The following is a 12,647-nucleotide window of genomic DNA, read 5'->3' on the forward strand; positions in this document are numbered from 1 at the left end:
AATGGAGCAGCGCCGCATGTAATGATAACAGGTACCTGATCTGAAGAAAGGAAATCGATCGATATGGCAGAACTGATTGACGGCAAAAAGATATCAATGGATGTAAAAATGGCGGTAAAGGAGGAGGTCTCCTCCCTGAAGGAAAGAGGAGTTTCCGCCTGCCTGGCGGTTGTCATTGTGGGAAATGACCCGGCTTCCAGGGTTTATGTCAATAACAAGAAAAAAGCATGTGAACTGGTCGGAATTGAATCCAGGGAATATGCGCTGGCGGAGGAAACAACGGAAGAGGAATTGCTCGGGTTAGTGCAGAAGCTAAACGCAGACCCGGCAGTGAACGGGATTCTGGTACAGCTTCCGCTTCCGAAACAGATTGATGAGCATAAGGTGATTGAGCGCATTGCTCCGATGAAGGATGTCGACGCGTTCCATGCCGCGAATGTAGGAAAAATTATGATCGGCGATTATGATTTCCTGCCCTGTACGCCTGCCGGCTGTATGGAGCTGCTCCATTCCACCGGGATTGACGTCTGTGGGAAAAATGCCGTAGTAATCGGGCGGAGCAATATCGTAGGAAAACCAATGGCGATGCTCCTGCTGCATGAAAATGCAACGGTCACCATCTGTCACTCCAGAACAAAAAACCTCAAGGAGATTTGCCGGAATGCCGATATCCTGGTCGCGGCTGTCGGCCGGGCAAAATTTGTCACCGAGGATATGGTGAAGGAAGGCGCTGTCGTCATTGACGTCGGGATGAACCGGCTGGAGAACGGAAAGCTTTGCGGAGATGTTGATTTTGACGCGGTTGCGCCGCGTTGCAGCTACATCACTCCGGTTCCGGGCGGAGTCGGCCCAATGACCATCGCAACCCTGATGAAAAATACCCTGACCGCAGCAAAAATCCAGAATCATACGGCGGAATAAAAAGTGCTTGCATTTTATTTCTGTTTATGATATAATTTATAATGCTTTTGGTATGCAAAGTACCTAGCAAGAATTTGCAGAGAAAGCGCAGTACCGCTTCGCTTTCTCTTACACACGTTTTGACAACTTTCAGCAGGGTGCCGGATAGGTTCGGTGGCTGGAAAGGACGAAACGGAGGAAACAAACCAAATTTATGAAGGAGGAAATTACTAATGGCAGTAGTTTCAATGAAACAGCTTCTGGAAGCTGGCGTGCACTTTGGTCACCAGACCAGAAGATGGAACCCGAAAATGGCTGAGTACATTTTCACAGAAAGAAATGGTATTTATATCATCGACTTGCAGAAAACAGTGAAAAAGCTGGAAGAAGCATACAACTTTGTTCGCGACGTTGTTGCTGACGGCGGCGAAATCCTGTTTGTCGGTACCAAAAAACAGGCGGGCGATTCCATTAAAGAAGAAGCTCTCCGCTGTGGTATGCACTATGTCAACGCGCGCTGGCTCGGTGGTATGATGACCAACTTCAAAACCATCAAACGCAGAATTAAAAGATTAGAACAGCTCCGCACCATGCAGGAAGACGGTACTTTTGATCTTCTCCCGAAGAAAGAAGTTATCAAATTAAACCTGGAAATCGAGAAACTCGAAAAATTCATGGGCGGTATCAAAAACATGAATAAGCTTCCGGGCGCTCTGTTTGTAGTTGACCCAAGAAAAGAAAAAATTGCTGTTGCTGAAGCGAAAAACCTGGGAATCCCGGTTGTTGCTATCGTCGATACCAACTGTGACCCAGACGATATCGATTATGTCATCCCTGGCAATGACGATGCAATCAGAGCAGTAAAACTGCTGGCTGGCGCAATGGCTGACGCTGTATTGGAATCCAGACAGGGCGAACAGATGGAAGAAGCTGTGGAAGCAGAAGAAGTAGCCGAAGCAGAAGAAGCCGCTGAATAATGACAGCATTGAATGCCCGGGCAACTGTTTTGCGCGGGCATTTTTCAAGAATAATTTGAATGAATAATAGGAGGAAAAGAAAATGGCATTTACTGCAAAAGACGTAAAAGATTTGCGTGAAAGAACCGGCTGCGGCATGATGGACTGTAAAAAGGCATTAACCGAAACCGATGGCGATATGGAAAAAGCAATTGAAATCCTGAGAGAAAAGGGATTGGCTGCGGCTGCAAAGAAAGCAGGCAGAATTGCTGCGGAAGGACTTGTAGTGTCCGTTGTAGATTCTGATAAGAAGGTCGGCGTTGTGCTGGAAGTAAACGCTGAAACTGACTTTGTTGCGAAAAACGCCCAGTTTGTTGAATTTGTAAACAATATCGCGAAAACTATTATTGACAATAACCCTGCAAACATTGAGGAGCTGAATACTCTGAAATGTGCGGGCAGCGATATGACTGTTGAGGAAGAACTCCGGGATAAAATCCTGACTATCGGTGAAAACATGAAGATTCGCCGTTTCGAAAGAATGGAAGGCGACCTGGTAGCTTATGTCCATGGCGGCGGCAGAATCGGCGTTATGGTGAAATTTGATACTGATGTTGCGGATAAGGAAGGCTTCGGCGAATACGCAAAGGATATCGCAATGCAGATTGCGGCGGCTGTCCCGCAGTATTTAAACAAGTCTGACGTTCCGGAAGAGGTTGTCGCAAAAGAAAAAGAAATCCTGACTGCTCAGGCGATTAATGAAGGCAAGCCGGCTAATATTGCTGAAAAAATGGTAATGGGCCGTATTAATAAGTTCTATAAAGAGGTTTGCCTCGAAGAACAGCCGTTTATTAAGGACGGCGACCTGACTGTTGCAAAATACACTGAAAATACCGCGAAGGCTCTGGGCGGCTCCATCAAGATGAACAGCTTTGTCCGTTTTGAAAAAGGGGAAGGCCTTGAAAAGAGAGAAGACAACTTTGCGGATGAAGTTGCCAGCATGATGAAATAAGAGACAGATAAATGTGCATGAAGGACTGTTTTACCGTGTGAAACAGTCCTCTTTGCGTGTTTGATGAAGGAGGAACTGGTTATGGATCAGTATTATACCTTGCAGGTTGCGGGCTTAACACGAGAACTGCCTGTATGTAAATTGAATGATGATTTATCAATTGCCGGTTTTGTAATGTTTTCTGATGTGGAGCTGACCATTGCGTGTGCCAAAGCTCTGCTGGAACGCCTGCCCGAATATGACGTCCTGTTAACCGCGGAATCCAAAGGAATTCCGTTAGCGTATGAAATGTCGCGGCAGAACGGGAAGAAATATATTCTGGCCCGAAAGAGCATAAAATTGTATATGAGAAACCCGGTCGGCGTCGATGTAAAGTCTATTACCACCGACCGGATTCAGACCTTATATTTGGATGCAGAGGATAAAAACTATCTGGAAGGGAAACGGGTGGTTATTGTCGATGATGTGATCAGCACCGGGGAATCCCTGCGCGCGCTGGAGATGCTCGTTGAAAAGTCCGGCGGTAATATTGTTGCAAAGGCCGCTGTGTTAGCCGAAGGAGACGCTGCTGACCGGAAGGATATTATTTTCCTGGAAAAGCTGCCGTTGATTTCAAATCATGAATAGCCACCAGAAAGGGGTGCAAGGAAATGAACTATACCTATAAGCCGTCCGGCGTTTGTTCCAGGCAGATTGATATTGAAGTGGATGGGGACACCATTAAGGAAGTACGCTTTACGGGAGGATGTGCCGGCAATACAACCGGCATCGCTTCCCTGGTAAAGGGACAGAAGGTGGACGATGTCATTTCCCGGCTGGAAGGAATTCACTGCGGTTTTAAACCGACCTCCTGCCCGGATCAACTGGCAAAGGCACTCAAGAAAATGAAAGAATCAAAATAAAAAAAGCGGAGCAGTCGCTGCTCCGCTTTTTTGTATGATTGCCGCTTTTTTGCTTACAATAAGATTAACTGTTGTTTGAATAGGTGGGTCTGTGTGAAAAAAAGAGCTTTATTTTATGGAAATGAAAAAGATCATGCGCTGTCCGACCAAATATATGCTTCTCTGCATTCAAAAGTCCCGATTTCATTTTACAATCAGGATGTCCTGATGGAAGCCGGAGAGGATACCCAGATTGAGCTAATTGAGACGGATCATTTGAAATCCCTTTATGCAGACCGGACAATCATTTATTTTAAAAATAAATGTGACCTGCATCCTCTCAAAACAATTTCCGGGGACATCACTGCAGTGGTGAATGCAAACTATCGCCGTCAGCTTGCCTTTGTATCCCGCCACCATTTAAAGACTGTGACCTACGGATTCTCAAACCGGGACACAGTTACCTTTTCCAGCCGGGATGATGACCGACTGGTGATCTCGCTTCAGCGTTCTGTCTACACCTTGGACGGCGTTTTAATTGATCCAATGGAAATACCTTGCCGGATCAGCGGGGAACGAAATGATCTCTCTATTCTGGCCTATGTCGCCATCCTGATCCTGCTGGGAGAGCTGAGGCTGGAGGAGGACGGCTATTTAAACCTATAAGTATCAATTGAGATGGAAAAACGAGCCGTTTGCGCGGCCCGTTTTATGTAAATACTATTCTTTCCATCCGTCCAGAGCTTCATGCGCCGCCTTGAGCTGACTGATAATATCGATATGCTGCGGGCATTTCTTCATACACGCACCGCACTCAATACAGTTGACAGCACTTTGGTTAGCATTTTTGGTGAACATATAGGTACGCTTGGGATTATCAAAATTTTTGAACATCATTCCGGTATTGTATTTCTGGAATATTCCTGGAATATCCACCTTTTGCGGACATGGCATGCAGTATTCACAGCCGGTGCAGGGGATGGTGACGCGGCTTTCATAAGCAGCCTTTGCACGCAGCATCAGATCCCTCTCCTCCTGAGTCATCGAATCAGCCACAGCGTCCGCTTCGGAGAAGATACGGATATTATCCTTTAGCTGTTCCATCGTAGTCACGCCGCTTAAGATACAGCTCACCTGCGGATGGTCATAGAGATAGCGGAACGCCCATTCCGCCGGGGAACGTTTTACCGGATAGCTATTATAAACTGCCTGTACATCCTCTGGAGCGTTGGCAAGCCCGCCGCCGCGCAGGGGTTCCATAATAACGAGCGCGCAGCCCTTTTCACCCGCCAGTCTGATGCCTTCCTCCGTAACCTCTTTATCACAGTCTAAAAGATTTTGCTGAACCTGGCACATATCCCAGGGATAATAGGAGAGGATGTCTTTAAAGGCTTCAAATTCTCCGTGATAGGAAAAGGCGATTCCACGAATCAGTCCTTCCTGCCGGAATTTTTCGTATTCCTCTAAAATATTCCGGGCTTTGATATCTTCCCAGACATTTGCCTGAATATTATGGATGAGATATACGTCAATATAATCGGTACGCAGCTTTTTGAGAGTGTTTTCCAGATTCCTGCGGATATCAGCATGCGTTTTCATCACATTAAAAGGCTGCTTGGTGGCTATTTTGACCCTTTCCCGATAACCGCCCTGAAGCGCTTCTCCGAGTACTGCTTCACTGGTCTGGTGATGATAGCCGTATGCGGTGTCAAAATAGTTGACGCCATGATCGGCGGCATAACGGATCAGCTCGTATGCTTTTTCACGGTCAACCTCCGCAGTTCCGTCTTCCTTCAGAATCCGGGGAAGGCGCATACACCCCATTCCAAAAGCGGATACCTGAAAATCCAATTTGCCGTAGGGACGATATTGCATAGACGATCCTTCCTTTCGTTCTATTCTTGTTTTTCATTATAGAATAAAAAAATTGAAAAAACAAGTGCGTCGGCCGGTTTTTCAGGCAACCTGGATGGATTTGAAAAACAGGGACAAAATAAAGGGGTTCCTGTTTGACAGGAACCCCCTATTTTTCTTACTACAAAGATCAATCAGGTAAACTACTTGATGGAGTTTTCGTAAGATTCGATCATTTTCTTAACCATCTGACCGCCGATAGAACCAGCCTGTTTAGAAGTTAAGTCACCGTTGTAACCCTGTTTCAGGTTAACGCCAACTTCGCTTGCTGCTTCCATTTTGAATTTATCCATTGCTTCTTTCGCCTGAGGTACTACGAGTTTATTACTGTTTCTGCTAGACATAATTTTTTACACTCCTTAATTAATTTAAAGTTTATTTCTTTTTCTCTTGCGTTTGTGTTATTATTATCTTCCTGTTGAGATGAAATATGATTGGAAATGTTTAGAACGCATTCCAGTTTTTTCTGAATCAGGCGGCCTACTTTCTGCGGAAATTATTTACTTATTTTTTGAAATATGCTATAATAATTCTGATAATCTGCAAGATATCATTTTTATTTATTTTTTATTAGATCGAATCGTTCGGAGGAATGCAATATGGCATTGAAATATCACCGTATCCTGCTCAAATTAAGCGGAGAGGCTTTGGCCGGAGAAAAGGGTTTTGGCCTTGACTATAGCGTGATTACAAAAATCTGTGAAAGCATCCGTGATTGCGCAAAGCTAGGCGCGCAGATTGCCATTGTAGTTGGCGGCGGGAATTTTTGGAGAGGCCGTTCCAGCGGCGCTATGGACCGCACCAGAGCAGACCATATCGGGATGCTGGGCACAACGATGAATGCGCTGGCGGTAGCGGATGTTTTGGAAGAGCTTGGAATGGACGTCCGGGTTCAGACTGCAATTGCTATGCAGGAGGTAGCGGAGCCCTATATCCGTAACCGCGCAGTCAGGCATCTGGAAAAGGGAAGGATTGTGATTTTCGGCTGTGGAACGGGAAATCCGTTTTTCTCCACTGACACTGCTTCCTCTCTCCGCGCGGCAGAAATTGAAGCGGATGTCATTTTTAAGGCTACGATGGTAGACGGTATTTATGATAAGGATCCGCATAAATTTGACGATGCAGTCAAATTTGACGAACTGACCTTCTCCGATGTTCTTGCAAAGGGACTTCAGGTAATGGATAGTACGGCGGCATCCATGTGCAAGGACAATGATATTTCGATCCTGGTATTTAACCTGAATGACCCAAATAACATTGTCCGTGCGGCACAGGGCGACAAAGTTGGCACAATCGTGACAGCGTAATATATTTACTTAATCTTAGGAGGTATCACCATGAAAACAGTGATCAACAAAGCAGAAGAAAAAATGAAAAAAAGCATTGCATCCTTAGAGCATGAATATACTGCAATCCGCGCGGGCAGAGCGAATCCCTCTGTCCTTGACAAAATCAATGTCGATTACTATGGCGTTCCGACCAAAATCAATCAGATGGCTGCGGTCTCCGTATCGGAGGCACGGATGCTGGTAATCCAGCCCTGGGATATGTCGACACTGAAAACCATTGAAAAGGCAATCCAGACCTCTGACTTGGGAATCAACCCGACCAATGACGGAAAGGTGATCCGTATTGCATTCCCGCCTCTGACAGAAGAACGCAGAAAAGAACTGGTAAAAGATGTTCATAAGCTTGCTGAGGAATCTAAGGTCGCGATCCGTTCGATCCGCCGGGATGCAAATGAAAAACTCAAAGCAATGAAAAAGGATTCTGCGATTACCGAGGATGATTTGAAGGATGGAGAAAAGGAAGTCCAGAATCTAACGGATAAATACTGTAAAAAAGCAGATGATACTGCAAAGGCAAAAGAAAAAGAAATCATGGAAATATAGGAACACGGCATGGATAAGAGTTGTTTGCCAAAGCATATCGGAATTATTATGGACGGAAACGGCCGCTGGGCAAAGCTGAGAGGCTTGCCCAGGCAGGCTGGGCATAAAATTGGTGCAAAAACCTTTCGCAAGGTGGTACACTACTGCAATCAAATAGGAATCCGTTATCTGACCGTATATGCCTTTTCTACGGAAAACTGGAAACGTCCTCAGGAAGAGGTTCGTGCGATTATAGAATTGCTGAGGGAGTATTTGGTGGACGCCCCAAACCATAAGGATGAAAATGTTCAGGTTCAGTTTATCGGGGATTTGTCAAGCTTTGACGATGATATCCTCAAGCTGATTGCGGACTGTGAAGCGGAAAGCAGCTCCTTTACCGGAATGCATCTGAATATTGCCATTAATTATGGCGGGCGGGACGAGCTGGTTCATGCGTTTCAGGAGATGAACCGCGATATCCAGAACGGGAAGCTATCCGCGGAATCGGTCACGGAGGATACGGTGCGGGATTATCTTTACACAAAGGGTCAGCCGGATGTGGATTTGATTATCCGTCCAAGCGGGGAATACCGGCTGTCCAATTTTCTGATCTGGCAGTCGGCCTATGCGGAATATGTGTTTATGGACCGGATTCTCTGGCCTGATTTTAACGAAAGCTATATTGATAAAGCGCTGGAGGAATATGCCTCCCGAAACCGCCGGTTCGGTGGTGTATAGATAGAAAAAACAACGAAGAGTGTGAGTATTTTTTACACAGTGTTTTTGAGCGGTTCGCGCCGGAAACGGCGGTTCTTTAAGCCGGAAGAAGCTCAAATGCCGAAAGAAAGGGAATGCTTTTGCTGGACAAAAGCATGGTGATGAAGATGAAGACCAGACTATTATCAGCGGTAATCGGGATTCCGATTCTAATCGCGGTACTCTTTTTCTATGATACGATTGTATTAAATATTGCGATTGCATTGATCTGTATGATCGGCGTCTATGAATTTCTGCATTCCACCAAATATGTCGCTAATCCAGTGATCCTGGTGTGTTCTATGCTGTTTGCCGGGATGATTCCTTTCATGAATTTTGAACTCATGAAGGATCGGACTACCCTGGTGATGCTGGTTTATATCGTTATATTGATTGCTATTTTGTTTGCCCGGCATAATACGCTGAAATTTGAAGAAATAGGCGTCGCTTTCACAGTTTCTGTGTTGGTTCCGTTTGCACTTTCTTCCTTTGTTTTTGTCCGGGATAAGTATGACGGCGGAATTTTTTATATCCTGTTGATTTTCCTGTGTGCGTGGATTTCGGATGCGGGAGCATACTTTATCGGCCGCGTATTTGGAAAACATAGGCTGGCTCCGACAATCAGCCCGAAAAAGACGATTGAGGGTGCTGTCGGCGGAGTTATATTCTGCGTTATTTTTAATGTTGCCTTTACTTATGTTTATACTGTTATAACAGAGGACTCCCTTCACCTGGAGGCCAATTTGATCGCTTTGATCGTTGTGTCTTTTGTGGGATCTATTATCGGAATCTTTGGAGATTTATTCGCTTCCATTGTTAAGCGCCAGACGGGAATTAAAGATTTTGGCAATATTATTCCGGGACATGGCGGTATTATCGACCGGTTCGACAGTGTCTTGTTCATCGCGCCGTTTATCTATGTAATGTGCGATATCTGGCCGATTATGTCAACGGCAAGTGATCTTGTCAAATAGCAGAAAGGAGCAGGTTTTTAGCCTGAAGGTTTAGAGTATGAATCAGAAAACGCTTTGTATTTTAGGTTCGACAGGTTCGATCGGAACACAGGCGTTAGAGGTATGTCAAGCCCACAACTTTTCAGTTTGTGGGCTTGCGGCATATCATAACGTAAAATTATTGGCAGAACAGGCAAGAAAATTCCGCCCGAAAAAGCTTTGTATTTTCCTGGAGGAAAAATATGCGGAGCTGAAGACTCTGACTGCGGATTTGAAGGTGGAAATTGTCACTGGAATGGACGGGCTGATGGAGCTTGCCGTTATGGCGGAAGCTGATATCATCTTAAATTCTGTTGTCGGAATGATTGGGCTGCGCCCAACCCTGGCTGCAATCGAAGCCAAAAAGGAGATTGCGCTGGCGAATAAGGAAACCTTGGTAACCGGAGGAAAGCTGGTTATTGAAGCGGCAAAACGGAACGGGGTGCCGATTTATCCTGTGGACAGCGAGCATTCTGCCATTTTCCAATGCTTACAGGGGAATTCTCAAAATCGAATCAGCCGGATCCTGTTAACTGCTTCCGGCGGGCCTTTTTATGGGAAAACCTCCGCAGAGCTTAAGGATGTCCGGATTGAGGACGCGCTTGCTCATCCAAACTGGAGCATGGGCGCAAAGATCACCATCGACAGTGCGACGTTAATGAATAAAGGACTGGAATTCATCGAAGCGATGTGGCTTTTCGATTTACAGCCCGACCAGATTGAGGTGGTTGTCCATCGGGAGAGTGTGATCCATTCGGCTGTGGAATATGAGGATCATTCTGTGATTGCGCAGATGGGCGTGCCGGATATGAAAATTCCTATTCAGTACGCTTTAACCTATCCAAAAAGAGTTTCCTGCAATGTAAAGCCGTTGTCCTTGACGGATTATGGAAGCCTCTCCTTTGCTAAACCGGACTATGACACTTTTGTTTGCTTAAAGGCGTGTATTGCGGCAGTCAAGGAAGGCGGGTTGAGCCCGGCGGCGGTCAATGGTGCGAATGAACAGGCGGTTGCACTGTTCCTGGACAGAAAAATTAGCTTTTTGCAAATTGGGGAACTGGTGTCGGATGTGCTTGGGAAGTTTACGGGACGGAATAATTTTACAGTAGACGACATAATAAATACTGACCGGGAAGCGCGGGAAATGGTATTAAACAAGGCCGTGCAGATGGCTTAGTCCAGAGGAAAGGCTTGATTTTTTGAATTTAGCAGTTACAATTTTACTTACAATTTTGGTGTTTGGTATTATCATTATGATCCATGAGCTGGGACATTTTATTGTAGCGAAGCTTTGCGGGGTCAGGGTTTTGGAATTCTCAATGGGGATGGGGCCTGCGATTTATACCCATCAGAAAAAATCAGATGAGGTGGAACTGGATCCGGATACCGGTGAAATGATTCCGGTTAATCACAATACCAAATATTCTGTGCGGATTCTTCCGATTGGCGGGTATGTCAGCATGGAAGGCGAGGACTCCACCTCTGCTGATGAGAGAGCTTTCTGTAATAAGCCGGTCTGGAAGCGGTTTTGTATTGTGGTGGCAGGTGCTGTAATGAACCTGCTGCTGGGCTTTTTGGTATTGCTGGGCGTGGTTCTTACGATGTCTCATGTCCCAACCAGGCAGGTGGCGTCCTTTAATGAAAATGCAGTTTCTGCACAATACGGCTTAGCGGTTGGCGACGAAATTTTAAAGGTCAATGGGCGGGCCGCGTTTACCTATGACGACGTGGTTACGGAAATATTGGGCGATGATGACGGTATCATCGACTTTCAGGTGAAACGGAACGGCGAAAAGCTGGAACTGAAAGAGGTAGAATTCTATACCGAGGTGACAGGAGAGAAGCGGGAGCTTGATATTGACTTTAAGCTGCTTGCCGAGGAAAATTCTCTCGGAAAATCTTTAAGCTACAGCGCGGGAAAAGCACTTTCGCTCGGACGCTTGGTTTGGATTTCGCTGGGGGATTTGATTACCGGTAAGGTCGGGTTTGACCAGTTGTCCGGGCCGGTGGGAGTTGGCGAGGCAATTGGCCAGGCGGTTTCGATCAGCTGGACGAATCTTTTCATTTTGATCGCGTTTCTGACAATCAACGTGGGAATCTTCAATCTGCTGCCAATCCCCGCACTGGACGGCGGCAGACTGGTGTTTATCCTGATCGAGGCAATTTTCCGCAAACCGGTTCCGGCAAAGTATGAGGGAGTCATTCATGCAGTGGGCTTAATTCTGCTGTTTGGATTAATGATTGTCATTACGCTAAAGGATATTATCAGATTGTTTTAGGTTTAGACCAGGAAAGGGTTTCTGATGATGAACAGGAATGTAAAACAGGTACAGTTAAACAATATTGTCCTTGGAGATGGGAATATAGCCATCCAGTCGATGCTGAATTGTCCGGCTGAGGATATCGAGGGGAACGTTCGCCAAGCAGTCCGTTTGGAAGAGGCTGGCTGTGAAATAGTCCGCGCGGCTGTTCCAAACAGGGAGGCTGTGGCGCTTGTCCCGGCTATCAAAGACAAAGTATCTATCCCTTTGGTTGCGGATATTCATTTTGACTATCGCCTGGCCCTGGAATGTGCAGAGGCAGGCGTCGATAAAATCCGAATAAATCCGGGCAATATCGGCAGTGACGAAAACGTCAAAAAGGTAGCGGATACCTGCCGGAATCGTCGGATTCCAATCCGGATCGGGGTGAATTCCGGCAGCGTAGAAAAGCATATCTTAGCAAAATATGGTGCGCCGACCCCAGAGGCTTTGGTGGAAAGCGCGCTTTACCATGTCCGCCTTTTGGAAAAATTCGATTTTGACGATATTGTCATTTCAATTAAATCCTCCCATGTGCCGACTATGGTAAAGGCATATGAGCTGCTAGCGGAGCAGTGCCCGTATCCGCTTCACCTTGGCGTGACCGAGGCCGGAACGGAACGGATGGGATTGATTAAGTCGGCTGCAGGGATCGGAAGTCTTTTGCTTCATGGAATTGGGGATACGATCCGCGTTTCATTAACGGCTGATCCGGTGCGTGAAATCTATGCCGCCAAGGACATTTTGAAAGCGCTGGATCTGCGCCGGGATGGGATTGAAATTGTTTCCTGCCCGACCTGCGGCAGGACAAAAATTGACTTGATTGGATTGGCAAACCAGATTGAGATGGCTTTGGAACACTGCAAAAAGCCGCTGAAGGTTGCAGTGATGGGATGCGTTGTCAACGGGCCCGGTGAAGCAAAGGAAGCGGATATTGGAATTGCCGGCGGCGATGGATGCGCTGTCCTTTTTAAAAAAGGAGAAATTATCCGGAAGGTCAAAGAAGAAGAAGTCGTCCCAGAGCTGCTGCGGGAAATTGAAGGAATGTAGGGTAAAGATAAGTAG

At 46.2% G+C, this 12,647-nt stretch carries 15 protein-coding genes; 13 read left to right on the forward strand and 2 right to left on the reverse strand.

Annotation, left to right across the window (positions count from 1 at the left end; all coding sequences use genetic code 11):
* Positions 1 to 63 precede the first annotated feature (63 nt).
* From folD to CZ360_RS11245, 6 genes are all read left to right on the forward strand, one after another.
* Entirely contained in the window at positions 64 to 921 is an 858-nt protein-coding gene (folD, locus tag CZ360_RS11220) for a bifunctional methylenetetrahydrofolate dehydrogenase/methenyltetrahydrofolate cyclohydrolase FolD (RefSeq protein WP_077534277.1), read from the forward strand.
* Between the two features lie 212 nt (positions 922 to 1,133).
* Positions 1,134 to 1,877, forward strand: coding sequence for a 30S ribosomal protein S2 (gene rpsB, locus CZ360_RS11225; RefSeq protein WP_077534278.1), 744 nt, complete (start codon positions 1,134 to 1,136; stop codon positions 1,875 to 1,877).
* Positions 1,878 to 1,959: 82 nt separating this feature from the next.
* Positions 1,960 to 2,868 (forward strand): translation elongation factor Ts, encoded by a 909-nt coding sequence (gene tsf, locus CZ360_RS11230; RefSeq protein ID WP_077534279.1) that lies wholly within the window; start codon positions 1,960 to 1,962, stop codon positions 2,866 to 2,868.
* A gap of 81 nt (positions 2,869 to 2,949) precedes the next feature.
* Entirely contained in the window at positions 2,950 to 3,495 is a 546-nt protein-coding gene (locus tag CZ360_RS11235; RefSeq protein ID WP_077534280.1) for a phosphoribosyltransferase family protein, read from the forward strand.
* A 23-nt stretch (positions 3,496 to 3,518) separates the two neighbouring features.
* Positions 3,519 to 3,770: a TIGR03905 family TSCPD domain-containing protein gene (locus CZ360_RS11240; RefSeq protein ID WP_077534281.1), complete on the forward strand. Its 252-nt coding sequence runs from the start codon at positions 3,519 to 3,521 to the stop codon at positions 3,768 to 3,770.
* A gap of 93 nt (positions 3,771 to 3,863) precedes the next feature.
* Positions 3,864 to 4,415 carry a hypothetical protein gene (locus tag CZ360_RS11245; protein ID WP_077534282.1) on the forward strand — a complete coding sequence of 184 codons (552 nt, stop codon included), beginning with the start codon at positions 3,864 to 3,866 and terminating at the stop codon, positions 4,413 to 4,415.
* 54 nt (positions 4,416 to 4,469) lie between these two features.
* Here CZ360_RS11245 and CZ360_RS11250 read toward each other — a convergent pair whose 3' ends face one another.
* Positions 4,470 to 5,624, reverse strand: a complete 1,155-nt coding sequence (locus tag CZ360_RS11250; protein WP_077534283.1) for an aldo/keto reductase — start codon at positions 5,622 to 5,624, stop codon at positions 4,470 to 4,472.
* Between the two features lie 182 nt (positions 5,625 to 5,806).
* Complete coding sequence (locus CZ360_RS11255; RefSeq protein ID WP_077534284.1) at positions 5,807 to 6,007, reverse strand: alpha/beta-type small acid-soluble spore protein; 201 nt, start codon at positions 6,005 to 6,007, stop codon at positions 5,807 to 5,809.
* Positions 6,008 to 6,262: 255 nt separating this feature from the next.
* On the opposite strand from CZ360_RS11255, the gene pyrH reads away from it, so the two are divergent.
* The 7 genes from pyrH to ispG all read left to right on the forward strand — a co-directional run bounded on the left by pyrH (position 6,263) and on the right by ispG (position 12,632).
* Positions 6,263 to 6,970 (forward strand): UMP kinase, encoded by a 708-nt coding sequence (pyrH, locus tag CZ360_RS11260; RefSeq protein WP_077534285.1) that lies wholly within the window; start codon positions 6,263 to 6,265, stop codon positions 6,968 to 6,970.
* 30 nt (positions 6,971 to 7,000) lie between these two features.
* Positions 7,001 to 7,555 carry a ribosome recycling factor gene (frr, locus tag CZ360_RS11265; RefSeq protein WP_077534286.1) on the forward strand — a complete coding sequence of 185 codons (555 nt, stop codon included), beginning with the start codon at positions 7,001 to 7,003 and terminating at the stop codon, positions 7,553 to 7,555.
* A 9-nt stretch (positions 7,556 to 7,564) separates the two neighbouring features.
* The gene (locus tag CZ360_RS11270) at positions 7,565 to 8,272 is read left to right on the forward strand and encodes an undecaprenyl pyrophosphate synthase (protein WP_077534287.1); all 708 of its coding nucleotides are present in this window, start codon (positions 7,565 to 7,567) and stop codon (positions 8,270 to 8,272) included.
* Positions 8,273 to 8,391: 119 nt separating this feature from the next.
* Positions 8,392 to 9,264 carry a phosphatidate cytidylyltransferase gene (locus tag CZ360_RS11275; RefSeq protein WP_159438261.1) on the forward strand — a complete coding sequence of 291 codons (873 nt, stop codon included), beginning with the start codon at positions 8,392 to 8,394 and terminating at the stop codon, positions 9,262 to 9,264.
* Positions 9,265 to 9,301: 37 nt separating this feature from the next.
* The gene (dxr, locus tag CZ360_RS11280) at positions 9,302 to 10,459 is read left to right on the forward strand and encodes a 1-deoxy-D-xylulose-5-phosphate reductoisomerase (RefSeq protein ID WP_077534289.1); all 1,158 of its coding nucleotides are present in this window, start codon (positions 9,302 to 9,304) and stop codon (positions 10,457 to 10,459) included.
* 22 nt (positions 10,460 to 10,481) lie between these two features.
* Positions 10,482 to 11,561 carry a M50 family metallopeptidase gene (locus CZ360_RS11285; protein WP_229408048.1) on the forward strand — a complete coding sequence of 360 codons (1,080 nt, stop codon included), beginning with the start codon at positions 10,482 to 10,484 and terminating at the stop codon, positions 11,559 to 11,561.
* Between the two features lie 24 nt (positions 11,562 to 11,585).
* Positions 11,586 to 12,632, forward strand: coding sequence for a flavodoxin-dependent (E)-4-hydroxy-3-methylbut-2-enyl-diphosphate synthase (ispG, locus tag CZ360_RS11290; RefSeq protein ID WP_077534290.1), 1,047 nt, complete (start codon positions 11,586 to 11,588; stop codon positions 12,630 to 12,632).
* The last annotated feature ends 15 nt before the right edge of the window (positions 12,633 to 12,647 follow it).

Origin of the sequence: Massiliimalia massiliensis, from assembly GCF_900155615.1 — a bacterium.
Classification (GTDB): domain Bacteria; phylum Bacillota; class Clostridia; order Oscillospirales; family Ruminococcaceae; genus Massiliimalia; species Massiliimalia massiliensis.